Below are 25,127 nucleotides of genomic sequence, written 5' to 3'. Positions count from 1 at the left end.
TTTATCTTGAGCGGAGTCGAAGGGCTCAAACAGACAGGCTTCGTCAATTTAGGAATTAATTTATGTTTAAGCCGTGTATTTTTATTTTGGGAGTATTGCTACTGTTTTCCTGTACAAATGAACAGGAAAAGCAAATCTTATTGGGTGTGGGGATTCCATCGGAAATGGCTCAATATAGAAAGGAACAGGTGTCGGATGTGGTGTATCATTTGACGTTTGATATTCCTTTGGAGAAGTCACAACCGATTCCTTCAGCAATGAAATTGGAACTACAAATTCACGACCTGACCCACCCTCTGTATTTGGATTTTAACGAAGACAGCGACCATTTGAAAGCCGTTGCTGTGAATGGCAACTACATCCCCATCCTTCATGAAAAAGAACATCTTATTATTGACCCAAAACATTTGACCGTTGGCGAAAATGTAGTTGAGGTTAGCTTTGATGCCGGAGAGCTTTCTTTGAACAGAAATACTGAATACCTCTATACACTTTTGGTGCCGGATAGGGCCAGTACGCTTTTCCCCTGTTTTGATCAACCGAATATCAAAGCCCGATATGTTTTGGACATTACGGCCCCAAAAACATGGCAGGTTTTGTGTGGTGCGCCATTGGAAACTCAAGAAGAAAAAGGTGAAATTATTAGATACAAATTTAAGCCATCGGACTTGATGAGTACCTATCTATTCTCATTTGTAGCCGGGGATTTCAATAAAACGAAACAGGAATTCGAGGGCTTTGAAATGGCCATGCTGTATCGGGAAACGGACGAAGATAAAATCACTGCGAGCACAGATGAAATTTTCACTTTGCATTATGGGGCCAAACAGTTTTTGGAAGATTACACGCAGTATCCATTTCCCTTTCAGAAAATGGATTTTGCAACCATCCCCGGATTTCAATATGGAGGTATGGAGCATACTGGGGCCATTCAATACAGAGAGCCCACTTTGTTTTTGGATGAGAATGCCACTAAAAGCCAAGAGCTTGGGCGCGCCAAGTTAATAGCGCACGAAACAGCGCACATGTGGTTTGGAAATTTGGTCACCATGGATTGGTTTGACGACGTTTGGTTGAAAGAGGTGTTTGCCAATTTTATGGCGGATAAAATCACCGCGAAAACTTTTCCAGAGGTAAACCATCAACTTAACTTTATGCGCGAGCATTATGCCAGTGCCTACAGTGAAGATCGAACGCAAGGTGCCACACCCATCAAACAGCAGTTGGATAATTTAAAAAATGCAGGTACGATTTACGGGCGCATTATTTATAATAAAGCCCCAATAATGATGCGACAGCTGGAGGCCTTGGTAGGAGAGGATGCCTTTAGAAAAGGGATGCAAAACTATATTCAAACCTTTGCCAATGGCAACGCCGATTGGAGCGATATGGTAGCCATTTTGGATGATGTGAGCGACGAAGATGTAAAAGCTTGGAGCAAAGTTTGGGTGTATGAATCGGGAAGGCCGATTATCTCTGATAGTATTGTGTATGAAAACGATAGTATTAAAGAGGCCATTATCAATCAAAAGGCCGAAGATGGGAGCTCCAATATTTGGCCACAAAGTTTTAGTATAGGTTTGGTTTATCCCCATACTGTAAAGGTGGTTCCAGTTCATTTAAAAGATAGAAATCAAAATATTGAGGCGCTGGTAGGCCTGCCCAAACCGCAGTCTATTATCTATAATTATGATGCCTTTGGCTATGGCGTATTTCCTATTGATACGCAAAACTTATGGGCAATCCCTAAAATTGAAGATAAGGCCGCGAGGGGATATGCCTATATTAATTTATATGAAAATGTACTTGCTGGCAATGTGCGACCCACAGACGCTCTAAATATCCTTTTGGAAGGGGTTTCTCATGAAAAGGAGGAATTGATATTGGGCAGTGTTAGTGGCTATGCGTCTTCTGTTTTTTGGAACTATTTGTCTGAAAAGGAACGTGTAGGTGAGTTTCCCCAGTTTGAAAATAAGGTGAGAAGAAGACTTTTGAAATCAGAAGACACAAAAAATATAAAAAAAACGTTGTTCTATTTATTTGAGGGAATGGGTTATTCAGAAAAAGGAATCCAAGTATTGCATGATATTTGGGCTAAGAAAATAGAGGTGCCCAACCTTAAACTGAATGAGAATGATTATACGGGATTAGCATTTACCCTGGCCTTATTTGAACATGAGCAAGCGGATAGTATTTTGAAAACGGCCATAGAAAATATTTCAAATCCTGATAGAAAGGAACGTGCCGAATTTTTGTTACCATCTGTTTCGAGGAATGAAGCTATTCGGGATGGATTTATGGCTTCATTGATGAAAGCTGAAAATCGTGAAAAAGAAAGTTGGGTATTATCTGGGCTGTACAATTTGAACCATCCATTGCGCCAAAAAACATCAATCAATTATTTGAAGCAATGTTTGGAACTGACCGAAGAGATACAATTAACCGGGGATATCTTCTTCCCAAAAGGTTGGTTGTCGGCTACAATAGGAAGTTATAGTTCTGAGGAAGCTTATGTCATTTTAGAGACTTTTTTAAAGGAAAACCCAAATTTTCCTGAAGTGCTCAAAAATAAATTACTGCAGGCTTCCGATAAATTGTATAGGGCAAAACGCATAAGAGAAAAGGTCTAATGGATTTACAAGGCGAATTAAATAAGGCAGAAGGATTTAAGAACCTGGAACTACTGGCAAAGCAAGTGGTGGAGGGGTTTATTGCGGGGATGCACAAGAGTCCGTTTCATGGATTTTCTGCCGAATTTGCCGAGCATAAGATATATAATCGTGGTGAAAGCACACGCCACATCGATTGGAAATTATTCGCCAAAACTGATAAGCTTTACACAAAAAGATATGACGACGAAACCAATTTGCGTTGTCATTTTATTTTAGATAACAGCAGTTCCATGCATTATCCAAAAATGGAGGATTTTTCGATTAAGAGTCTAAATAAGATTGGATTCTCGGTGTTGGCTGTGGCATCTTTAATGCAGATTTTAAAGCGACAACGCGATGCGGTAGGGTTGAGTATTTATAGCGATGCTTATGATTATTATGCACCGGAAAAGGGGAGTGAACGCCACCATCAGATGTTATTGAACCATTTAAGTGATGCCGTAATTTCAAAGCCTCTAAACAAAGAAACAGAGACTTACAAATATCTACACGAAATCGCCGAAAAAATCCATAGGCGTTCGATGATATTTCTATTTACGGATATGTTTCAAACGGCAGAAGACGAGGTGAGGTTATTTGAGGCACTTCGGCATTTAAAATACAATAAGCATGAAGTGATTTTGTTTCATGTTTTTGATAAAGAAAAGGAATTGCAATTCGATTTTGATAACACCCCCAAGCGGTTTATTGATGTTGAAACAGGAGAGCATATCAATTTGTATGCTGATACAATTAAAGAGAATTATAGCAAAGCAGTCAGTGATTATTTTGAAGCATTACGCTTAAAATGCGCACAGTATAAAATCAAATATGTTGAAGCGGATATCAATAAGGATTTCAATACTGTTTTGACCACGTATATGGTGGAACGCCAAAAATTTGGGTAAACCCCACCTTCCCGATAGCAATCGGGACTCCCATAAGGGAGGAACGCCACTCAAACTCTAGCTTCCAAGGCTTCAAAAAATAATTTAAAAAACTATAAAAAACATTTGAGATATAAAAAAAGGCGTGTATATTTGCCCTCGCAATTGTGCAACGGTCTGGTAGTTCAGTTGGTTAGAATATCTGCCTGTCACGCAGGGGGTCGCGGGTTCGAGTCCCGTCCAGACCGCAACTTAAAAAAGTTGTGTTGTTCACATCGAAAGATGTGATGTAGTGAAAGCCCAATAATAACGGGCGATCCAATGAGAAGCTTTCCTTTTTTCTTTAGAGAAAATTGTGAAGCTTTTTTGTTTTGATTAAGATGTGCCAGTTTTATTGGCTAAAATCTAATTTTTATTCCCGTCGCAGGTTTTACCATTTTCTCCATATTAATACCAAAATTTACTATAGCATCTACTTAAAAAAAACAGGAATCAAAATAGACAACTTCTTTTTGCTAGGGAATGATACCAAAATGTTTATATTTTTATAAATTGTCGTGTCAATAGTTTTAAAATGGCAATCCGAAAAATCATAATCCAACTCGAAAACAACAGAAATGTTTTCAAAAATCTTCTGAAAGAAATTCCCGAACCCCAGTATTTATGGCGGCCAAAACCTGAAAAATGGTGCCTTTTGGAAATTGTGTGCCATCTTTTGGACGAGGAAATTTATGATTTCAGGACAAGAGTGATACACGCTCTGGAAAACCCTGAAAAGGAATTGGTGCCAATAGACCCCGAAGGATGGGTAAAAACACGAAACTATAGTTCAAAAGATTATGATAACACGCTTAAATTGTTTTTGAATGAACGCGATGCATCTGTGCGATGGCTTAAACAGGAAACCGATGCGGATTGGAGCCGGGCATTACGTCATCCGCATTTAGGCGAATTGTCTGCTGAATTATTCCTCAGGAATTGGTTGGCGCATGACTATTTGCATATCCGACAAATCCTTGGATATAAATTTGAACTTTTAAAATCATCTTCTGATATAGACTTGAGCTATGCCGGTAACTGGTAAATACACTTTAGTAACTAATGGAAAAACAATGTTTGGAGTGCGGTGATAAAATCGTTGGACGCATCGATAAAAAATTCTGTAGCGACGGGTGCAGAAATGCTTATAACAATCGGGTAAACAAGGACAGTAAAAATCTGATAAGAAATACCAATAACCGCCTGCGCAAAAACCACCGGATATTAGAATCCCTAAACCCCGATGGGAAGGTAACCAGATCCCGGGCAACGCTTATTGAAGCAGGTTTCGATTTCAATTATTTCACAAGTATTTATACTACCAAGGCTGGTAAAATTTATTATTTTGTTTATGATCAGGGGTATTTGCCAATTGAGGGGGACTACTACGCTTTGGTAAAACGCAAGAGCTGAGATGTTGTAACTATTCCGTCTAAAAAGCTACTTATTTAGCAACCATCCATATATTAATGCAAGCATTCCTTATCCCCTTATTACTTGTTGCCATTATTGCAACCATTGGTATTCTTTCCTATTATTTCAATAAAAAGCAAAAGGTTTTAAGACAATTGTCCAAATTAAAGGCCAAACCAATTTTGCAGTTTAGAACCAACGAACCCACAAAACTAACTGGCAAGGTATTGCATGTGCACGAACCATTTGTGGCGCCTTTTAGCAAACGAAAATGTGTAGCTTTTGAATTTAAAATTCAGCAGAAAAAGAGTTCAGGGAAAAATTCCTATTGGAAAACCTTGGTCGAGAAACAGGACATTCAGGATTTTTTTGTGGAGCAAAATGGAGAAGTAGTCATGGTGAAACCTGTCAAATTCCCAAAGAATTTTATGAGCTATTTTGTTGCCGACAAAAAAGTATCGTCAGGTTTTTTAAATGACCCCACGCCAGAATTCGATGCATTGTTGCAACAATTTGACATCGCCAGCGAAAACTTTTTCGGGTTCAATAAAACCCTGCGCTACGCCGAACGTATACTTGAAGTAGGCGAAACCGTTACCGTAGGCGGTATTGCCAAATGGAAAGCAGTGGACGCTACTATTTCAGGCTACAATTATTCCAAAATTGCAACCTTGGAAAGCACCGGTAAACAAAAATTGATTATTACGGATTTGCCGTCAGCAAAAGTACAACGAGGAAGTCGTTTATAAGCTTACTTCCAAGTTTGGCCCTTCAATTTCATTGCCGCCTTTAGTACGTCCTTTTGGCTAATTTGCCCCACTAATTTACCATTTTCCACAATGGGGAAACGGCGGTGTTTTGCCTTTAAAAACTCATTGGCCGCATCAAAAATATTCATATTCCCGTCAATGGTGTCCACATTGGGCGTGACAAACCGTTCAATAGTCTTGTCGTGCATCGGCATGTTGTAATACCTACTTTCGCTAATCTCCTTAATACAGTCGCCTTCGGAAATGATACCGATGAGCTCGTACTTATCGTTTACTACCGGTCCTCCCGAAATACGGTTGGTAATGAGGGTCTGCATTACCTCCTCTATAGTTTGGTCAGGGGTAAATGTTATCAAATCCCTAGTCATGTAGTCACTTACTTTTAAGGGGATATCATTGCCAGCATTGTTCTGTTGTCTTCTCGCCCCTTGAAAACTTTTAATTGCCATAATCTTGATGTTTAATAAACTAAATGTAGGCAAAAAAAATCAGTATTCCTAAAGTATGTTTTGGCAGAAGCACCACAACCTTAAATTGCGTACTTTTATATTTACAAACTGCTATTTCTAAATTATGATTAAAAAAGGTATTGCCATATTGCTGATTATCGTTGCCATTTATTGGGGTTTTTCGGCCATTTTGCCCAATGATATTTCTACTATTGATGCCCCGGATGACCAATTTTCTACCCAAAGGGCTTTGGTGCATCTCAAGGAAATTTCGAAGGAAAAACATTTTTTAGGAAGTGATGGGCATGCAAGTGTACGTCATTATATATTAGACGAATTGGGGAAATTGGGCCTTGAAATTGAAACACAAGAAGGCTATGCGATTGATAAGGATGGGGAATTTTCAAAGCCCATAAATATTTTGGGAAAACTAAAAGGAAGTGGTAATGGTAAAGCCTTATTGTTGATGACGCATTACGACAGTGAACCCCATTCCTCTTTTGGAGCTAGTGACGCAGGCTCGGGCGTTGTAACAATTTTAGAAGGATTGCGTGCGTTTTTGGCCAAAAATAGAACACCGAAGAATGACATTTTGGTACTGATAACAGATGCAGAGGAGTTGGGTCTCAACGGGGCGGATTTGTTCGTAAATCAACATCCTTGGGCTAAAAATGTGGGCTTGGCACTGAATTTTGAAGCTCGCGGCAGCGGGGGGGCAAGTATTATGCTGATTGAAACGAATAAGGGCAATGCCAATGTAATAAAGGCGTTTGCCGAAGCCGATGTAGAATTTCCTTTTGGAAGCTCCTTATTTTATAGCATTTATAAAATGTTGCCCAATGATACGGATTTAACGTATTTGAGGGGCGACGGTGATATTGAAGGTCTAAATTTTGCCTTTATCGATGACCATTTTGATTATCACACATCGTTGGATACTTATGAGCGGTTGGACAGGAAATCGCTGGAACACCAAGGCAGTTATTTAATGCCGTTGCTGGATTACTTTGGCGAAGCCGATTTGGGCAAGCTTAAAAGTATTGATGATTTGGTGTACTTTAATATGCCAATTTTTGGAATGGTAACCTATCCGTTTTCTTGGATTTTACCCATGTTGATTATTGGGTTTTTTGCCTTTGCCTTATTGTTGTTTTATGGTTTCAAGCGACGAAGAATCGAAATAAAGGCTGTCGGTAAAGGGTTTTTGGCATTTTTGGTGTCACTGATTGGCTGTGCCGTTGTTGGTGTTTACGGATGGAAATTGCTGATGGTTCTCTACCCGGAATACGGCGAAATGCTCCAAGGATTTACGTATAACGGGTATGCCTATATTTCTGCATTTGTCTGCATATCCTTAGCCATTTGCCTTTTGGCGTACAGCAAAGTTTATAAGCCTGAAAACGGAGCCAGTTTATTGGTAGGGCCATTGTTCTTCTGGTTATTGATTTGTGCCGGGGTAGCCTTTAAACTGGATGGAGCTAGTTTTTTTATTGTGCCATTGTATTTTGGGCTGGTAAGTTTGTTCGTGTTGTTAAAGCGAAAAAAACCGAGTTTACTTACCATGACGTTTTTGGCGTTTCCAGCTATAATGATATATGCCCCATTGATTCAGATGTTTCCCGTAGGATTGGGGTTAAAAATGCTTGTGACCTCCACAGCCCTTATAGCCTTGGTTTTTGGATTGCTGATTGGCGTTTTTGCGGTATTCCGACATAAAAAACGATGGAGCTATTTGTTTTTTGTTTTGGCCTTTTGCTTTTTGGTGAGTACACATTTTAAATCGGATTTTACCCGCGAACGCCCAAAACCCAATAGCCTGATTTATATGTTGGATGTGGATAATGAAACCGCCAGTTGGGGTACTTACGACATGCTATTAGACGATTGGACGGCCAATTTTTTTGATGGTAAAACTTCAGAAGCTGGAGGAGATAATGTGTTTATCAGCAAATACAGCACCTCATTGGTGCATACAAAACCAGCCGAGGTTATAAATGTGCCAAAACCCATCGTTGAGGTAGTTTCCAATGATACGCTTCCCAGTGACTTCAAAACGGTGGAAGTTTGTATTACCTCACAACGGAGAGTGCACCGTATAGAGGTGTTTGCGAATAAATCTTATAAATTTCAATCCTTTAAAATAAACGGATTGCAAATCGAAGAGGATCATAAATTCAAATACAACAATCGATCTTCCCAGCGTATGTTTACCTATTACGTGTCAGACGACAAACCACTGGAAATGGAATTCAAAATAGCAAAGAACCAAAACCCCGAATTCACAATTTATGAGGCCTCTTACGATTTGATGGATAACGATTTATTTGATATCCCGGCACGCTATTCGCATACGATACCTAAACCTTTTGTGTTGAATGATGCGGTGATTTTGAAGCAACGGATTGTTGTTCCTTGATGATTGTGGTTTTTAATAATCAGGATATGATTCAAAAATGATACAGCAGGTTAATGTAAAATTATTTCCACTTATGTTTTTTGATGTTGATGAAATTCATTTTTTAAATTTGAATAAAGAAAGCTAATGAACATCGAGTTAGAAAGTGCAAATAATAAATTTTGTTCCATAGCCCTTTGATGGCTGTCTTGAACGTTAATGTTAGCATATTTTTCACATAAACAGATTTTTAGCCCTTTATAACCCAATTATTTTTACAATTAGTTGAATTTTGGATTTTTGTGGTAATTAACTGCATAATGAGTCGTAAATCAAGTCACAAGGAGGATCAGGAATCCTTACATAGGTCAATCTGCAAAATAGATTCTTTATTTAAAAAAAAGTTAACGCTTGAGGAGATTGGAAGTCTAATGCCTGGGACTTTGCATGTCAACTATTTAAAGGATTTTTCCTTAAGTTTTATGGATAAGTCTGGTGAGGAAATGTATAAGCATCCCGTTGAAGTAGTAATTAAAGAGGGGATTCCTATAATGCAAAAAATTATACATCCAGATGAATTTTTAAGTATTCCACCATTATTGTTGAAGTATGTTCAACAAGGAGATACTACTAAATCATTTAGTTTTTTTCAACGCCTTAAAGCAGTATATGGTAAACACTATGAATGGTATTTTACCAACTGCAAGTTATCAGAAAACGGGTTAATTTCTATTTCTCATTCCATTAAAGACTTAAAAACTCATGGCGCTTTAATCGAAAAAGTGTTGGAAGAGCATACTTTTTTCAAAAAGAATTTCAAAAGATTTCAATCACTAACAAAACGTGAAAAAGAAGTACTAAAAGAATTGGCCATAGGGAAAACGGCTCCCCAAATCTCAGATGAGTTTTATATTTCTGTAAATACGGTAAAGACGCATAGACAACGGATTTTTGAAAAACTGGAAACGAAGACTTTTACCGAACTGTACAAATATGCCTTTCATTTTGATTTGCTTTAATTAAAATACTAACATGTTAGTATTGTTTGCTTGCTTAGTGTTTAAGAAATTAGTAATTGTAAAACCAATCAAATTTAATATGTATAGATTTAGTTTAATTATCGGGATATTTAGTTTATTATTTTTTGGCTGTAGTGAGAAAGGTAGTGAAAATACGACTGAAAATGATTTTAAGGATTTAGCAATAGTAGATATAAGTGATGAATCAAATTTTGATTTACTAGTGTTGCCAAAAAGTTCGAGTGACTATATATACATAGAAAAAAATGAAAATAATATAGAAATTCCGAAAACAGTTTTATTTCATCATTCTGGGGTTAACAAAGATTTGACAATTCTATATGACGAAGAGGGAAATTTTGATAAGATTTTGTTTGAGGATACAACCATTGTTTTAAGAAATTTTTCTGGAAACACTTTAGATTTGGGCATTATGTCACCCAATGGGGAAGTAGAAATTCTTAGGAATGTTGAAACTGAGTTTAATTGGGATACTCAATCTTTTTCAAAAAAATCTAATAGTAAAGATATTAATAGCTGGATTTATAATCTTGTCAATAATGTAAGCAACAGAATTGATGCTGTTCCCTGTGTTATGCTGGCTGTTCATTTATCATCTGTAAATCCTGCAGCTATCCCTGCTTCGTTTGATTGTTTTTTTAATATAGGAGAACGTTGGGGTGAAATTTTAGCAGATAATGGATTTAAAATTTACGTTCCTCAAGATGTTTATGATGATGTTGAAAATATATTTAAAATTTTTGACTCGTTCAGAGTAGCTTTTGGATGTTTGAGTTTTGTGTCGACTGGTGATGGAGCCGACGAGTGCATTGGTTCTGTATTAAATGTAATCGATAACTATATATTGGATGAGTATTTGAAACTTGAAGAAAACGAGAATGAAATCAATAGTCTAGAAGATATCTTAGAAAATGATAATACACTTGGTTTAATAGCCCACTACCCCTTTAACGGCAACGCCAACGACGAATCAGGAAATAGCAATAATGGAATTGTGAATGGTGCTACGCTGACGACTGATAGGCATGGAAACCCAAATAGTGCTTATACTTTTGATGGAGTTAATGATTTTATACAAGTTCCATCTTCAAATCATAATTCCCTTGGTGGTTCTGATTTTACAATATCTGTATGGTTTAAAAGCTCGACTGCAGATGAGGGGGTTATTTGGAACAAAAGAAATACTAGCAGTTGTTCTCAAGCATCTGGACCAACTATTGGATTGAGTCAAACCAGCCAAGCATCTGGAAACTTACTACAATACCGAGTCAGATCATCAAATGACTACCTACTTAATTCAAAAGAAGCAGTAAATGATGGAAAATGGCATAATGCTGTATTGCTGCGAGATGGCGGTCGTTTGTCTTTCTATTTGGATGGTCAATTAGAGGCTGAAGAAACTATTTCAGCTGGGATTGATTTTTCGACAACCCTTGACTTATATATTGGAAGAACCGTTTATTGTTCAGGAAATTATTTTGAAGGCGATATTGATGACTTTAGGATATACGGCAAGGCATTGTCTCAAAATGAAATTCAAATTTTGTTTAATGAATAAATTATTTCCATATTTCAAAGAAAGTATTGACAGAATGAAAATGGTAATAAATGCTTTCGTTTCAGTTGTATTTATGTTCTGGTTTTTTAAACGAAATAAATTTGAAAGCCTTCGGTTTTTATTCCTGTAAAAAAGTAGCCCCACCAACAATTAATAAACTTTTAAGAGAAAAACTGGTATTTTTTTATAGTTTTGGGCGTTATATTTTAAACCAGACAAACAGATGAAACGATTAGTGATGTTGGTGGTGTTAATGGGGGCACTACAGATGAGCGCACAGAGCAATGAGGCATTAATAGCGCACTTTGAGGCCTACGCCAAACAAATGCGTTTGCAGGGCGATATTCAAGGGGTAATCAATGCGATGACTCATTTAAATGTTTTGGCGCCTTCAGAAGCCAGAAAGGATACCTTGGCATATATTTATATGACTGAAGGGCAGTATATGCAAGCCCTAAATACCATCGGGATTGACAAAAAAATAGATGATTCCGATATTGCGGTTGAAGTAAAAGCGATGTCGCTTAAAGCAGTGAAACAGCCTCAGCGTGCATTGGAGCACTTTGATGAAATATTTAAGAGGCAACCAAGTGCACCACTGGCTTACGAACTAGCAGAGCTTAATTTACAATTGCAAAACGTTGATGCTGCCTTAACACATATAAATTATGGATTGGCCAATGCCAAGCCCGATATGAAATGGACTTTTTACGAACAACAGCAGCCTTACCAAGTAGATTTAAAAAGTGCTTTTATGTATTTGAATGCACTGCAAGTCTATCAAAAAGACCGAAAAAATAATTTGGATGCAGCGATGGATATTTTGGACGCGACCTTAAAAAATGCTCCAAATTTCAACATGGTGCAGTTAACCAAAAACCAACTGCTAAGACAAAAGCAAGCGATGCAGGTGCAAGCGGCAGAGCCTAAGCAATAGTAAATAGAAATAAAATTTGTAAAGCGTTCTTCGGAACGCTTTTTTTTTGCGCAACCTCTCCTATCCCAGGAGGGGAACATGTCTCTAGTGAAATTGTGGGATTGTTTGTCCTTTTTTAAATCGGACGTTGAATGTTTTGCTTGTCTTTTTCCAATTTTTTGTTCAGCTGGAAGTTAAGGTTGGAATAGGCGACTAGCACATCCTTAACGGCTTGTGAAAGCTCTGCTTTTGTAGTGGTAGAAAGCCCTGAGGTTTCCTGCATTTTCTGGAGCATGGTTTCCATAACCAGAATTCTGGATAAAACCGATGGGGTATTTAAAGTGTCGGGAACCGTAGCTTTTAAGTCTTTGATAAGCTCTGTTGAGGCTTTTTCCTCGGCATTAAAAAATGAAAAATCTGCGTTTTTTACCCCTTCAACAGCTTCCCTCAGTCTAGAATAGGCGTCCCAAGGTTCGGCAATGGTTTCGGCCTGGCGGTCTAAGGTAAACTCAAGATATTTTAGGTTGGCTATGTCGTCTTTGGTCAGTTCGCTATTGTCCCCTTGGGCAACAGTTTCGGTATTGCTCTGTGTGCCACTGTTGCAGGAAAGCAAGAATGAAATCATAACTAAAATACTAAGCGTTTTTAAACCCATTTGCTCTATTTTCAGCGTTGTTGCAAATATATACAAGTATCGACGACTAACATGTAATACTCCGCTTTTTATGGCGTTGTAAGCTAAATCGGCGCAATAATCGTATATTTGGCTAACCCTAAAATCTAATTGAGATGTTTGATGATTTTCTTTCAAATGTCGAGTACGGTATCAACCACGTTCTGGACATTAACGCCTACGATCACGTTTTATTTTTGATGGTGCTCACAATTCCTTACATGTTTAAGGATTGGAAACGTGTGCTTTTATTGGTTTCGGTGTTTACGCTAGGGCATACCTTATCGTTGATTTTAGCGGCCTATAGCATCGTGTCTGTCAGTGCCGCTTTGATAGAGTTTTTAATCCCTATTACCATTTTGGTGGTGGCCATTTTTAATGTGTTTACGGCTGGGAAAGGTGCAAGAAAGGACCGCATTGGCGTGGTATTTTTAACCACGCTGTTTTTTGGATTGATTCATGGATTGGGATTTGCGAGGGAGTTCCGGATGGTTTTTGGCGATGCGGACCATAAATGGTTATTGCTTTTGGAGTTTGCTTTAGGGATTGAAGTTGCCCAAATCATCATCGTGTTTATCGTCCTATTTTTGGGTTATTTGGTACAAACCATTTTTAGATTTTCGAAACGGGATTGGATTATGGTAATTTCGGCCATAGTGATTGGACTGACCATCCCGATGTTATTGAACGGTGAATTTTTCTAATTGAAGCCTAGGTTTCGGTCAACTTTTGTAAAAACTTTAACGCCTAAAGGATTGTATTTGAAATATGAAGCTAGTATTTTCGTTAAAGGGATTCGCGTTAGGGATTGAGGGATTTGTTGAAGCTCCTCTCCCGATAGCTATCGGGAGAGAGCGACTCCCGAAAGCCCGACCCGAGCACGGGATAGGATTTCAACTTTCAAAATTTTAACCGAGGGTAACGCCCAAATAATATATATGCAGGAGGACAAACAATTAAAGTACGACAAGGCGTATTTGCGGATGGCCCAGGAATGGGGTAAATTGTCGTATTGCAAGCGGAAACAGGTTGGAGCGATTATTGTAAAGGATAGGATGATTATCTCGGATGGCTACAACGGCACGCCCACTGGATTTGAGAATTTTTGTGAGGATGAGGAAGGATACACCAAGTGGTACGTATTGCATGCCGAGGCAAATGCCATTTTGAAGGTGGCGGCCTCCACGCAGTCCAGCAAAGGGGCAACGCTTTACATTACGCTTTCACCCTGCAAGGAGTGTAGCAAGCTGATCCACCAAGCGGGTATCGTTAGGGTGGTTTACGGCAGGGCTTATAAGGATGATTCTGGGTTGCGGTTTTTGGAGCGTGCCGGGATAGAATTGAAGTTAATTGAAGATTTAAACGCATAATGCATTTACAGAAAAAATATCTACCATTGTTGCTAGGCATCGCCATTGGCGTGGGGATTTTTGTAGGTGGCAAATTGAGTTTCAGGGATTCTCCGGACAGACTTTTTTCTTCAAATAGCAAAAAGGATAAGCTCAACAGACTGATTGACTATATCGATTACGATTATGTGGATGAGGTGAATACGGATAGCATTGTTGATGTTACCGTAAACGGTATTTTGGACAATTTGGACCCGCATTCGGTGTACATCCCCAAGGAGGATATGGCGCGGGTTGCCGAAAATATGAAAGGTGATTTTATAGGTATCGGCATCAGTTTTTACACTTATAAGGACACGATTACCGTTATTCGTGCTATTGAAGGTGGGCCGAGCGCCAAAGCAGGTATCAAAGGTGGAGATAGGATTGTGATGGTGGACAATGATACATTGTATGGTGATGATGTAAAAGATAACGATATTCTAGCTAAAATAAAGGGAAGTCAGTATTCCTATGTTGACCTGAAGGTGTACCGCAAGGACGAGGATCGATTTATTGATTTTAGGGTGAGGCGCGATAATATCCCCATAAAAAGTGTGGATGCGGCCTATATGTTGACGGACGATTTGGGCTACATAAAGGTGAATCGTTTTGCGGAAACGACTTATAAAGAGTTCAAAAAAGGATTGGATAAGCTTGAGGATTTGGGAGCGACTCAGATTGCTATTGACCTACGTGAAAATCCAGGCGGTTTTTTGGGGATTGCCGAGCAGATTGTGGATGAATTTTTGGAAGATGACAAATTGATTTTGTTTACCAAAAACAAGCGAGGTGATATTGAAAAAAGCTTTGCTACCAAAGAAGGGGATTTTGAGGATGCCAACGTTTTTGTACTGATAGATGAAAACTCGGCATCGGCCAGCGAGATTGTGGCTGGGGCCTTGCAAGATAACGATAAGGGTACTATTGTGGGGCGGCGTTCCTATGGAAAAGGCTTAGTGCAGCGCGAAATGGATTTGGGAGATGGCAGTGCAGTACGGCTAACAGTGTCTAGATATTACACCCCAACCGGGCGTTCCATTCAACGTCCGTATGATAAAGGCAATAGGGCTTATTATGAAGATTATTATAAACGTTTGGAAGCTGGTGAGCTGTCCGATGGTACTAAAATAGAAGTGGCCGACTCCCTAAAATTTACTACGCCTGAGGGTAAAACCGTTTACGGTGGTGGCGGCATTATTCCTGATGTGTTTGTGCCAGTAGATAAATCCATGCAAAACGAAACATTGACTTTCCTGCAGCGCAGGGGCTTTATCGGTTATTTTGTTTTCGAAACTTTGGAACGGGACAGGTCTATTTTTGAAGGCTATTCTCGTCAGGATTTTATCGATAATTATGAGGTCGGTGATGATATGGTACTGGAGTTTCAGGATTATCTCAATGTCAGGGCAGATTCCAAAATTACATTTGTGGCCTATCACGATGAAGTGAAACAATACATCAAAGCCACTTTGGCCGACCAACTATTTGGGGACGGCGCTTTTGACGAAGTCATTAATCAAAGGGATATTATGATTGAGGAGGTGATTCGGTTGAGTACGGGGGAGTAGTTATCACCGCTTTAATTTTATTCTTAGTAGTTCGTCTTTTTTTTTGTAGTATGACAAAAATCACACAAAGACATTCTTTAAATTCTTACCTTTCAATTTCTTTTGTAAATTCAAATTTAATGCGTTTCAAGCAATTTTCTCTTCTTTGGATAATAGTATTAGGAGTTCATTTTATTTCTTTAGGACAGACTTTAGACGCTACTCTTTTGGAACTGCAATTTTCTAACGACGGTTATCCAGAAAAGTTTACGAAAACCGAAAATGGTTTCTTTTTTAGTTCGGAAGATGATCAACTTTGGTTCTCAGATGGAACAAAGGAAGGTACTTTTTTAGTTAAAGATTTTGAATCGGGAATCTATGATGACATTTCTCTTTTAACCCCTATGGGCGAAAAGGTGTTTTTTTCCGCACATTTGGGTGGAGGAAATAGAGAGCTTTGGGTTTCTGATGGAACAGAGCTAGGCACAATTCAACTTACGAGCAGAAATACAAATTCTAGTACTGAAAATATTCCTTCTATTACCGTATATAAGGATAAAGTCTTTTTTGGAGGGCATAGTGAAACTTATGGCAATGAACTTTGGGTAAGTGATGGAACACCTGAAGGAACAAATGTTTTTAAAGATATTGCGGGCGTTGATAATAGCAGTTACCCTCGTAACTTATACGTATTCAATAATAGACTTTATTTTACTGCGTACACTGAAGAGTTTAATAGGGAGATTTGGGTTACGGATGGTACTGAAGAAGGAACAGTTCTATTTAAAGATTTGAATGAAGGAAATTATGGAGGCATGATACATAGCCAAGGTTTTATTACTTATAACCAGCACCTATACTTTTTTGCTTATGATAACACCCATGGGTCTGAGCTCTGGAAAAGCGATGGCACGCCAGAAGGCACAAATTTATTAAAGGACATTTACCCCGGTAGAGGTAGTAGTAATGATTTTATAAAAGGACAGGTGTTGAATGATAAATTAATATTTGTAGCTAATGATGGTGTTAGTGGTAATAAACTTTGGATGACAGATGGCACAGAATCTGGCACAAAACTATTTGAAACTGAAAACCCAAAAGTAGAATCAAGGGTGGATAATGGGCAATTATTGCAACAGGTTGGTAATAAGCTATACTATACGGCCATGGATAGGCAGGACAACTCAGGGCTTTGGGTTACGGATGGCTCAGAAAGTGGAACATATCTTATAGCGCCATCATTTCCCAAAGTGATCGGCTATAACGAAGCAAAATCACATATCATTTATTTTGCGTACAGCAGTGCTTATGATAAGTCCGTTTTATGGAAAAGTAATGGTACAGAAAGCGGTACGGTTGTTATTTCTGAAGATATTGAAGGGACTAGCAGTTCTGTTGTAACCCAAGGTTTTCTGACCTTTGAAGACAAGATATTTTTCAATGGACAGAAAGAATCCAACGGAACGGAGCTATGGGTTATAGACGAAACAACCAATGAGGCAAAATTATTCGTTGACACCAATCGCAAAGACGGGATTAGTGTAATTAATCACCTGGCATTAGAGGATAAGCTTTTTTATAGTGGTAATCAATACCTATGTGTGTCCGACGGAACTGAAAAAGGAACTAAATATGTAGATTTTGGAACTAATGGAGTTTTGGTAGGAGACGATTCTGAGTTTATCAATTTTAAAGATAAACTCATATTTACGGGTTCCAATGGTGAGGATGGTATTGAGCTTTGGATTAGTGATGGAACCAAAGACGGTACTCACATGATAAAAGATATTAGGGTAGGTAGAAGAGGCAGTCTTGATGATAATGGGTTGCAAACTTTTGCTGTGATAAATGAGGTACTCTATTTTTATGCGAATGATGGAATCCATGGCTATGAATTATGGAGAAGTGATGGCACAGAAGCCGGAACCTATTTGTTAAAGGATATAAGAACGGTTGATGGAACGGCTGGCGGGAGTTATCCGAAGCAGTTCTGTGTTTTAAACGGATTGATATATTTTATTGTTGAGGGAAGCAGTCTAGATGCGCTTTGGCAAACTGACGGAACAATTGATGGGACAGTAAAGGTTATTGATTTGAACGATATTCGGGTATTAAGACAAATTGAGGGTAAACTGCTTTTAGTTGCAGAAACATCCGGAACTACATATGGTCCACATGATTTATGGGTCTCGGATGGTACGGCCTCGGGCACTAGCCATTTAAAATCTTTTGGAGATTCTATTGATAGTAGTATTCAGTATGCGGAAGTTTTAAATAATGAAATGTATTTTGTAGCCAAAAGCCCTACTACATTTAGTAAAGCAGTCTATAAAACAAACGGTACTATTGAGGGTACAATAAAATTATTCGATGCGTCTTTAGATACTACAATCCCCATTGCTTCGGCGGATATCGATTACTTGGCCGTATGTGGTGGTGATGTTTACTTTGTTGTAAGAGATAAGTTTGGTTTGGATCAAGAATTATGGAGAACGGATGGGGCTTCGGCAATAAAAATAAGTTCTGATAATTATTATGACAATATTGCCTGTCATCAAAATAGTTTAGTGTACACTTATGATGACGCCAACTCTTTTTTGCCTAAAAAGTTGAAAATAGCTAACAAAAATGGTTCCTTGCATTTAATAGATATCAATGTCAACAATGACAAAAACTTTGACGGCTCTGATAATATTTCTGGCCTGTTTTCCGCGGGTGATAAATTATACTTCAGTGCAAGAACTGATGTTAGTGGCTCGGAGTTGTACGTTGCAAAACTTAATTTAATGGACGCCAATCCTAATGCAGATGATGACGGTGATGGTGTTTTAAACTTTTTAGATGTTTGTTCAAATACGCCCAATGGCGAGAGTGTAGATGCCAAAGGTTGTTCAGATAGCCAACTCGATGACGATAACGACGGTGTCATGAATGACAAGGATCAGTGTCCTAATACAGGTGAAAATATTAAAGTAAATGCTGTTGGGTGTTTTTCACTGGGGTCAACTAACTTCAATATCCAAACTATCGGAGAAACTTGTCCTGAAAAAAATAATGCCCAGATTATAATTACCGCCCAAGAAGTTTATGATTATACAGTTACTCTTAATGGTCAGTCCTATGGGTTCACTGAAAGCCTCACCATTAGCGACTTACCTCCGGACACTTATAATTTTTGCCTAGGTATAAAAGACTCTTCTTATGAACAGTGCTTTTCTGTAACACTAGAAGAAAGCCCAACAGTTTCTGGGAAAACAACTTCTACCAAATCAGGAAGGGTCGAAGTTGATATTGAAAACGGAACAGCTCCTTTTTCGGTTACTAAAAATGGTGAACTCGTTCTAACAACTTATTCAAAGTCTTTTGATATTTATGGTTTTAGTGGCGATGTGATTGAAGTGGCAACGAGCAAATCATGTGAGGGCAAACTGACCAAAATAATGGATTTAGGAGGCGATATGCTTGCCTATCCAAATCCAACCTCTGGCCTTTTTGAAATTGCGTTGCCTGTTTTAGTAAAAGAGGTACAGTTGGAGGTTTATACCATACAATCACAATTGATTTCGTCTTCAATTTATAAAGTTATAAATGGTAAGATTGAACTGGACTTTAAGCATCAACCCAAAGGGGTTTATTTTATAAAGGCTTATTTAGAAGAGCCGGTAATAGTTAAGGTGATTAAGGATTAGCACAGGAAGTGCTATTCTACTTTATCATGCACCTTGGTATGCTTCCCTCCATTCCAAAGGGTTAAAATATCCGTAGCCACATGTGCGCCACTTCCGGAAGCAATGGAAAACTGACTGCGCCAACCTGCTAGAGTGCCAGCCACATAAAGATTTTCTTCAATCAAATGGTCGATGTTTTTTAACCAGATGCGTTCTTTTTCAATATTGTCCCTGGGGTGGGGCTCCACATATTGTTCTAAGCCTTTAATGCGCATTAAGTTGGTATAGCCCACAGCCACGACTACTATTTTTGACGTGTAACTATTCTTATTGGTCTTGATTTCAAAAAATCCGTCGGCCTTTGCAATTGACATGACTTTTTCTTTTTCAATTTGATCTACATGCGGGTACAAACTGGAAAGTTGGGCTTTGCCACCTTCCAAAATAGAAGCCCCTGTTGTGCCAGGGGGTAATCCCAAGACATTATTAAAAAGGGCGGTCTGTAAATGCGATGCCTTTTGATGTGTTACGATCCCGATGCGTTTGTCCTTCGCGAAGGCTTTATTTTTTGCAGAGCCCAAAACCAAGGCACAGGACATGCCGGCAGCGCCACCACCAATAATGAATACGTCAAACTGCATTAGCTACGGTTTTTGGTTTTTTCCTCAATGCGTCTAGATATCAACAGGATAAGCATCAGCATAATAGCACAAAGGGAACAGATTATCGTAATGACGCCAACCATACTTTCCCCTTCTAAAAGAGCATCAAAATCAAGTTTGGTAGCATTAAAAATGCCTAAGCCTAATGCTAAAACTATGATGACATAAGCAACATACTTCATACTTAAATAAATAAAGCTTTAATATTTTGGGTAAATAGTTTCACAGCAATAGCCAATAGTATAACGCCAAATACTTTACGGACAATATTGATACCGTTTGCGCCTAAGAAACGCTCGATTTTTGACGAAGTTTTTAAAACAATAAAGATAAAAATAACGTTGAGTACGATAGCTATAATAATGTTTTCTACCCGAAACTCCGCCCGTAAGGATAACAACGTGGTCAAACTGCCCGGGCCGGCCATTAATGGGAATGCTAAGGGGAAGATGGACGCCGTCATCGGGTTGCTTTCTTCTTGTTTGTATAGTGTAATTCCCAGAATCATTTCCAAGGCAATAAAGAACAGGATAAAAGCACCAGCAACGGCAAAAGAATTGACATCGATACCGATAAGATTTAAAATACTTTTTCCTAAAAAGAGGAATAAAATCATGATACACCCTGCAATAATGGAAGCCTTGCCACTTTGAATGTGGCCTACTTTTTTCCGTAAATCAATTACTATCGGGATGTTGCCAACAATATCAATAACGGCAAACAGCACCATAAAAGCGGTAAATATTTCCTTGAAATTCAATTGCATAACCTTAAACAGTAAATTTTTGCAAATGTCTGTATTTATAACGAAACGGCAACGCCAAAAGAATTTAAAGTTTAGTTATTTTTGCGCATTAGTTTACAAATTTTATGTTTCAACTGGGGAAAACCATTGTTTCGGAAGACATTATTAAAAAAGACTTCGTGTGCAATTTAAGTGCCTGCAAAGGGGCGTGTTGTGTTGACGGTGATGCCGGGGCACCATTGGATAAGGACGAAATCGAGATTCTGAAAGCCATTTATCCTAAAGTAAAACCTTTTTTAAGAAAGTCCGGTGTCGAAGCCATAGAAAAGCAGGGGGCACATATTGAGACCGAAGATGGGGAATTGGAAACCCCATTGATTGATGGAGCCGATTGCGCCTACGTGTTTTTTGATGAAAACGGAGTTGCACTTTGTGCCATTGAGGAAGCTTATAACCAAGGTGAGATTTCCTGGAAAAAACCAATTTCCTGTCATTTGTATCCCGTTCGGGTAAAAGATTACTCAGAATTTTCAGCCGTGAATTATCACAAATGGCAAATCTGCGACGATGCCTGTACGCTTGGAAAAGAACTGCAAGTACCCATCTACAAATTCGTAAAAGAAGCCTTGATAAGAAAATTTGGGGAGGATTGGTACAGTGAGCTTGAGAAAGTTGCCGAGAGTTTTCAACAGTCCTAAAAAAAATTAACAAAAAAACCTTATTAAAGTACCGAAAAAATAAGGGTTCAAGCTGTTTTTGACATTATTTTTTTCTGTAAACTTTTACGATTTCAATTTTTATTAAATCACTGATAATCAGCATTATAAATATTTTTTTGTGTAAACTTATTGATTTTTAAGGGATTAATTGTTTGTTAAAAACTTGTTGAAAAGGTTTTTGCTCGTGCTTAAAAACCTATTAATCATTTTGCAATCTTTGTTTCGCTAATTTCTAGGCAAAACACACAAATTTTTTAGTTTGTTAATGGATTTGTTAAAAGGTTTTAGAGATTAACCGAAAATTTATTTAGCAATCCGTAATACGCGTTGAAGGCATTTAAAAAATGGATTCAACACCAATTTTAAAAAAACAGGGCTGGTCTCTGCAGGATATTGTATGTCAAAATTTAACCACTATACTACAGATGGAAATAACTCACATCATTAAACGGGATTACGAAACGACGCCTTTCGTACTAGACAAAATTACAAACGCCGTAGAGAAGGCCATGCTTTCGGTAAATCATGGTACAAGACAGGATGCCCAGGATATTTCTAACCGGGTTTTTGAGTCTCTGCTTGCTAGAAAGGCACTTGATGCAAGGTATGTGCCTAATGTGGAGCAGGTACAGGATATTGTAGAAGATAAATTGATGGACAGTGCGTTTCATGATGCGGCGAAGGCTTACATTTTATATAGGGACGAACAGGCAAGGAAACGACAGACTAATATTTTTGAAAAGCGTGTTAACCTGAAGCCATACGAGTATCCAGATTTGTATGAATACGTAAGCGCAATTAGGCATTCGTATTGGATTCATACTGAATTCAACTTCACTAGTGATATTCAGGATTTTAAGGCGCGTCTTAATGATGTAGAGAAATCAGCAATTAAAAATACAATGTTGGCTATTTCTCAAATTGAGGTAGCGGTAAAGACATTCTGGGGAGACATTTATCAAAAAATGCCAAAACCAGAAATAGGGTCGGTAGGAGCCACTTTTGCTGAAAGTGAAGTGCGCCATCACGATGCGTACTCTCATTTGTTGGAAATATTGGGATTGAATGCTGAGTTTAAAGCCCTTAAAAAGAAGCCGGTAATTATGCGTCGGGTACATTATTTGGAAACCGCGCTTAAAAATTCGAAAAGCGAAAATATACAGGAATATGCAGAGTCTATTTTATTGTTCTCGTTGTTTATAGAACATGTGTCTCTGTTTTCACAGTTTTTAATTATCATGGCTTTCAACAAGCACAAAAATATGTTGAAGGGTATTTCTAATGTGGTTGAAGCAACATCAAAGGAGGAGCAAATACATGGGGATTTTGGTATTGATGTGATTAAAATTATAAAGAAAGAAAATCCAAGTTGGTTTGGAGACGATTATAACGTAAAAATTCAAGAGATATGCAAAGAAGCTTATAACGCTGAAAGCGACATTGTAGATTGGATTTTTGAAGCAGGCGAATTAGATTTCTTACCTAAAGATGTGGTTAATGAATTTATCAAAAAACGATTCAATAATTCATTGGAAAGCATCGGCATAGAAAAGGTATTTGAAATTAATGAAGACTTGTTAACGCAAACCGAATGGTTTGATGATGAAATAATCGGTACCAAGCACGGCGATTTCTTTGTTAAACGATCCATTAACTATAGCAAAAGAACAAAAAGTATAACCAGTGACGACCTTTTTTAAACTATGAAAATCAAAGACCACCTACAAGAAACCAAAACAGAGCAACAATCAAACTACGACCAATTACTTAATGCGAGAAAGGCGCAGTTTAAGAATGCCAATCAACCTGAAACTGAGCCTAAATTTGAATGGTTAACAGAGAATAGCCGTAAATTTTTAGCGTCTGGTTATTTAACGGAAGGGGCAACCCCTGAACAGCGTATTCGTGAAATTGCCGATAGAGCTGAACAGATTCTTAAAATTGACGGGTTTGCGGACAAGTTTTATAAGTATATGGGCGAAGGATTTTTCTCTTTGGCTTCACCGGTATGGTCCAATTTCGGAAAAAAGAGGGGCTTACCGATAAGTTGTTTCGGATCCAATATTGCGGACGATATGGGCAATATTTTATACACTCAGTCCGAAGTAGGGATGATGTCTAAATTAGGTGGCGGAACGTCAGGATATTTTGGAAATTTAAGACATCGGGGTGCTCCTGTAAAAAATAACGGAGAGTCTTCAGGAGCGGTACACATCATGCAACTGTTTGAAAAAATGGTAGATGTTGTAAGCCAAGGTTCTGTAAGAAGAGGTCGTTTTTCGCCTTATTTACCTGTGGAACACCAAGATATTCATGAATTTCTAGAAATTGGTACAGAAGGAAATTCTATCCAAGAGTTAACTCATGGTGTATCTGTTACCGATAAGTGGATGGAAGAAATGATTGAAGGTGATGTTGAAAAACGTGCTATTTGGGCCAAGGTAATTCAGCGTAGGGGAGAAATAGGATATCCCTATATATTCTTTAAGGACAAGGCAAATAATGGAGCGGCGGACGTTTATAAAGACAAAAAACATCCAATTGTAGCTAGTAACCTTTGTACTGAGATTATGTTGCCGTCAAATGAAGAATGGTCTTTTGTATGCGTATTGTCTTCAATAAACTTATTGCACTATGACAAGTGGAAAGATACGGATGCCGTTGAGACCATGGTGTGCTTTTTGGATGCCGTTATCACAGAATTTACAGAAAAACTGGAGGAATACAGAGACTCGGATGATTTGGACGATAGGCAAACGTTTATGTTCATGGAGCGTGCCTACAATTTTGCAAAGTCCAATAGAGCATTGGGTTTAGGAGCTTTGGGATGGCATTCGTTATTGCAATCTAAAATGTTGGCTTTTGATAGTCAGGAAGCCTTTAATTTAAATAGTGAAATATTTAAAACTATTGAAGAGAAGTCTTATAAAGCATCTGAAGAATTGGCCAAATTATTTGGAGAACCCGAAGTGTTAAAAGGTTATGGCAGACGTAATGCTACATTAAATGCGATTGCCCCAACAACATCCTCAGCGTTTATTTTAGGTCAGGTGTCACAAGGTATTGAGCCAATTTGGTCTAATATTTACGTGAAAGATATTGCAAAAATAAAGACTACGATTAAGAATCCTTACCTGTTAAATCTTCTTGAAGAAAAAGGCATGAACACTGCTGAGGTATGGCGAAGTATTCGGGACCATGATGGTTCTGTTCAGCATTTAGAATTTTTGACAGAAGAAGAGCGTGATGTATTTAAAACCTATTCTGAAATTGATCAGTTAACAATCGTATATCAGGCGGCAAACAGGCAAAACCATATAGATCAGGGACAGTCTGTAAATATCATTGTACATCCTGATATGCCAGTAAAAGATATTAATAAAATATATGTTACGGCTTGGAAATTAGGGCTAAAGTCATTGTACTACCAGCACAGTATGAATGCAGCTCAAAAATTCAAGCAGAAAAAGGAATGTGCTAGTTGCGAAGGCTAGTAATATAAACAAAGGTTCCCTCGAAAGGGGGAACCCCAAATTTATAATTAAAAAAAGCATCACGCCTTCGCGTGATGCTTTTTTGTGTTTTGCATGAACTTTTCTTAAAG

General features: G+C 38.3%; 21 protein-coding genes and 1 tRNA gene. 17 read left to right on the top strand and 5 right to left on the bottom strand.

Annotated elements, in window-relative coordinates:
* The first annotated feature begins 62 nt into the window (after nt 1-62).
* The 6 genes from H7U19_RS07120 (at nt 63) to H7U19_RS07095 (ending at nt 5,739) form a co-directional block, all read left to right on the top strand.
* The gene (locus H7U19_RS07120) at nt 63-2,630 is read left to right on the top strand and encodes a M1 family metallopeptidase (protein WP_186560664.1); all 2,568 of its coding nucleotides are present in this window, start codon (nt 63-65) and stop codon (nt 2,628-2,630) included.
* Entirely contained in the window at nt 2,630-3,559 is a 930-nt protein-coding gene (locus tag H7U19_RS07115) for a DUF58 domain-containing protein (RefSeq protein WP_186560662.1), read from the top strand. Before H7U19_RS07120 ends, H7U19_RS07115 begins: the two co-directional genes overlap by 1 nt.
* 153 nt (nt 3,560-3,712) lie before the next feature.
* Nucleotides 3,713-3,786 (top strand) — tRNA-Asp (locus H7U19_RS07110).
* 326 nt (nt 3,787-4,112) lie between these two features.
* Nucleotides 4,113-4,622, top strand: coding sequence for a DinB family protein (locus H7U19_RS07105; RefSeq protein WP_186560660.1), 510 nt, complete (start codon nt 4,113-4,115; stop codon nt 4,620-4,622).
* A gap of 17 nt (nt 4,623-4,639) precedes the next feature.
* Entirely contained in the window at nt 4,640-4,990 is a 351-nt protein-coding gene (locus tag H7U19_RS07100) for a hypothetical protein (protein ID WP_186560658.1), read from the top strand.
* Nucleotides 4,991-5,046: 56 nt separating this feature from the next.
* Entirely contained in the window at nt 5,047-5,739 is a 693-nt protein-coding gene (locus H7U19_RS07095) for a hypothetical protein (protein ID WP_186560656.1), read from the top strand.
* 2 nt (nt 5,740-5,741) lie between these two features.
* On the opposite strand, the gene H7U19_RS07090 is transcribed toward H7U19_RS07095, so the two are convergent.
* Nucleotides 5,742-6,209, bottom strand: coding sequence for a CBS domain-containing protein (locus H7U19_RS07090; RefSeq protein ID WP_186560654.1), 468 nt, complete (start codon nt 6,207-6,209; stop codon nt 5,742-5,744).
* A 124-nt stretch (nt 6,210-6,333) separates the two neighbouring features.
* Between H7U19_RS07090 and H7U19_RS07085 the strand changes: the two genes are divergently transcribed.
* The 4 genes from H7U19_RS07085 (at nt 6,334) to H7U19_RS07070 (ending at nt 12,139) form a co-directional block, all read left to right on the top strand.
* Nucleotides 6,334-8,625 (top strand): M28 family peptidase, encoded by a 2,292-nt coding sequence (locus H7U19_RS07085; protein WP_186560652.1) that lies wholly within the window; start codon nt 6,334-6,336, stop codon nt 8,623-8,625.
* A gap of 299 nt (nt 8,626-8,924) precedes the next feature.
* Nucleotides 8,925-9,623 (top strand): response regulator transcription factor, encoded by a 699-nt coding sequence (locus tag H7U19_RS07080; protein ID WP_222597395.1) that lies wholly within the window; start codon nt 8,925-8,927, stop codon nt 9,621-9,623.
* Between the two features lie 13 nt (nt 9,624-9,636).
* Entirely contained in the window at nt 9,637-11,202 is a 1,566-nt protein-coding gene (locus H7U19_RS07075; protein WP_186560650.1) for a LamG domain-containing protein, read from the top strand.
* 223 nt (nt 11,203-11,425) lie between these two features.
* Complete coding sequence (locus H7U19_RS07070) at nt 11,426-12,139, top strand: tetratricopeptide repeat protein (protein ID WP_186560648.1); 714 nt, start codon at nt 11,426-11,428, stop codon at nt 12,137-12,139.
* Nucleotides 12,140-12,254: 115 nt separating this feature from the next.
* On the opposite strand, the gene H7U19_RS07065 is transcribed toward H7U19_RS07070, so the two are convergent.
* Nucleotides 12,255-12,773 (bottom strand): hypothetical protein, encoded by a 519-nt coding sequence (locus tag H7U19_RS07065; protein ID WP_186560646.1) that lies wholly within the window; start codon nt 12,771-12,773, stop codon nt 12,255-12,257.
* Between the two features lie 134 nt (nt 12,774-12,907).
* Between H7U19_RS07065 and H7U19_RS07060 the strand changes: the two genes are divergently transcribed.
* The 4 genes from H7U19_RS07060 (at nt 12,908) to H7U19_RS07045 (ending at nt 19,418) form a co-directional block, all read left to right on the top strand.
* Nucleotides 12,908-13,495 (top strand): HupE/UreJ family protein, encoded by a 588-nt coding sequence (locus tag H7U19_RS07060; RefSeq protein ID WP_186560644.1) that lies wholly within the window; start codon nt 12,908-12,910, stop codon nt 13,493-13,495.
* A 234-nt stretch (nt 13,496-13,729) separates the two neighbouring features.
* Nucleotides 13,730-14,161 (top strand): deoxycytidylate deaminase, encoded by a 432-nt coding sequence (locus H7U19_RS07055; RefSeq protein WP_186560642.1) that lies wholly within the window; start codon nt 13,730-13,732, stop codon nt 14,159-14,161.
* The gene (locus H7U19_RS07050) at nt 14,161-15,750 is read left to right on the top strand and encodes a S41 family peptidase (protein WP_186560640.1); all 1,590 of its coding nucleotides are present in this window, start codon (nt 14,161-14,163) and stop codon (nt 15,748-15,750) included. Before H7U19_RS07055 ends, H7U19_RS07050 begins: the two co-directional genes overlap by 1 nt.
* Before the next feature lie 119 nt (nt 15,751-15,869).
* On the top strand, nt 15,870-19,418 hold the full coding sequence (locus H7U19_RS07045) for an ELWxxDGT repeat protein (RefSeq protein ID WP_186560638.1): 3,549 nt from the start codon (nt 15,870-15,872) through the stop codon (nt 19,416-19,418).
* An 11-nt stretch (nt 19,419-19,429) separates the two neighbouring features.
* Here the strand turns inward: H7U19_RS07045 and H7U19_RS07040 are convergent, their stop codons facing one another.
* Genes H7U19_RS07040 through H7U19_RS07030 form a run of 3 tightly spaced genes read right to left on the bottom strand, consistent with a single transcriptional unit; the run spans nt 19,430 to nt 20,825 of the window.
* A complete protein-coding gene (locus H7U19_RS07040; protein WP_186560630.1) occupies nt 19,430-20,038 on the bottom strand; it encodes an FAD-dependent oxidoreductase in 609 nt (202 codons plus the stop codon).
* Nucleotides 20,038-20,241 (bottom strand): hypothetical protein, encoded by a 204-nt coding sequence (locus tag H7U19_RS07035; protein WP_186560629.1) that lies wholly within the window; start codon nt 20,239-20,241, stop codon nt 20,038-20,040. Before H7U19_RS07035 ends, H7U19_RS07040 begins: the two co-directional genes overlap by 1 nt.
* Before the next feature lie 2 nt (nt 20,242-20,243).
* A complete protein-coding gene (locus H7U19_RS07030; RefSeq protein ID WP_186560627.1) occupies nt 20,244-20,825 on the bottom strand; it encodes a MarC family protein in 582 nt (193 codons plus the stop codon).
* A gap of 104 nt (nt 20,826-20,929) precedes the next feature.
* On the opposite strand from H7U19_RS07030, the gene H7U19_RS07025 reads away from it, so the two are divergent.
* The 3 genes from H7U19_RS07025 (at nt 20,930) to H7U19_RS07015 (ending at nt 25,017) form a co-directional block, all read left to right on the top strand.
* Nucleotides 20,930-21,502, top strand: a complete 573-nt coding sequence (locus H7U19_RS07025; protein WP_186560625.1) for a DUF3109 family protein — start codon at nt 20,930-20,932, stop codon at nt 21,500-21,502.
* 446 nt (nt 21,503-21,948) lie between these two features.
* Nucleotides 21,949-23,223, top strand: coding sequence for a ribonucleotide-diphosphate reductase subunit beta (locus tag H7U19_RS07020; protein WP_186561519.1), 1,275 nt, complete (start codon nt 21,949-21,951; stop codon nt 23,221-23,223).
* Nucleotides 23,224-23,226: 3 nt separating this feature from the next.
* The gene (locus H7U19_RS07015; RefSeq protein WP_186560623.1) at nt 23,227-25,017 is read left to right on the top strand and encodes a ribonucleoside-diphosphate reductase subunit alpha; all 1,791 of its coding nucleotides are present in this window, start codon (nt 23,227-23,229) and stop codon (nt 25,015-25,017) included.
* Nucleotides 25,018-25,127: the final 110 nt, after the last annotated feature.

It is taken from the genome of Hyunsoonleella aquatilis, assembly GCF_014270105.1.
Classification (GTDB): domain Bacteria; phylum Bacteroidota; class Bacteroidia; order Flavobacteriales; family Flavobacteriaceae; genus Jejuia; species Jejuia aquatilis.
The sequence above is the reverse complement of the archived record's forward strand: the minus strand, read 5'-3'. Positions and strand labels throughout refer to the sequence as shown.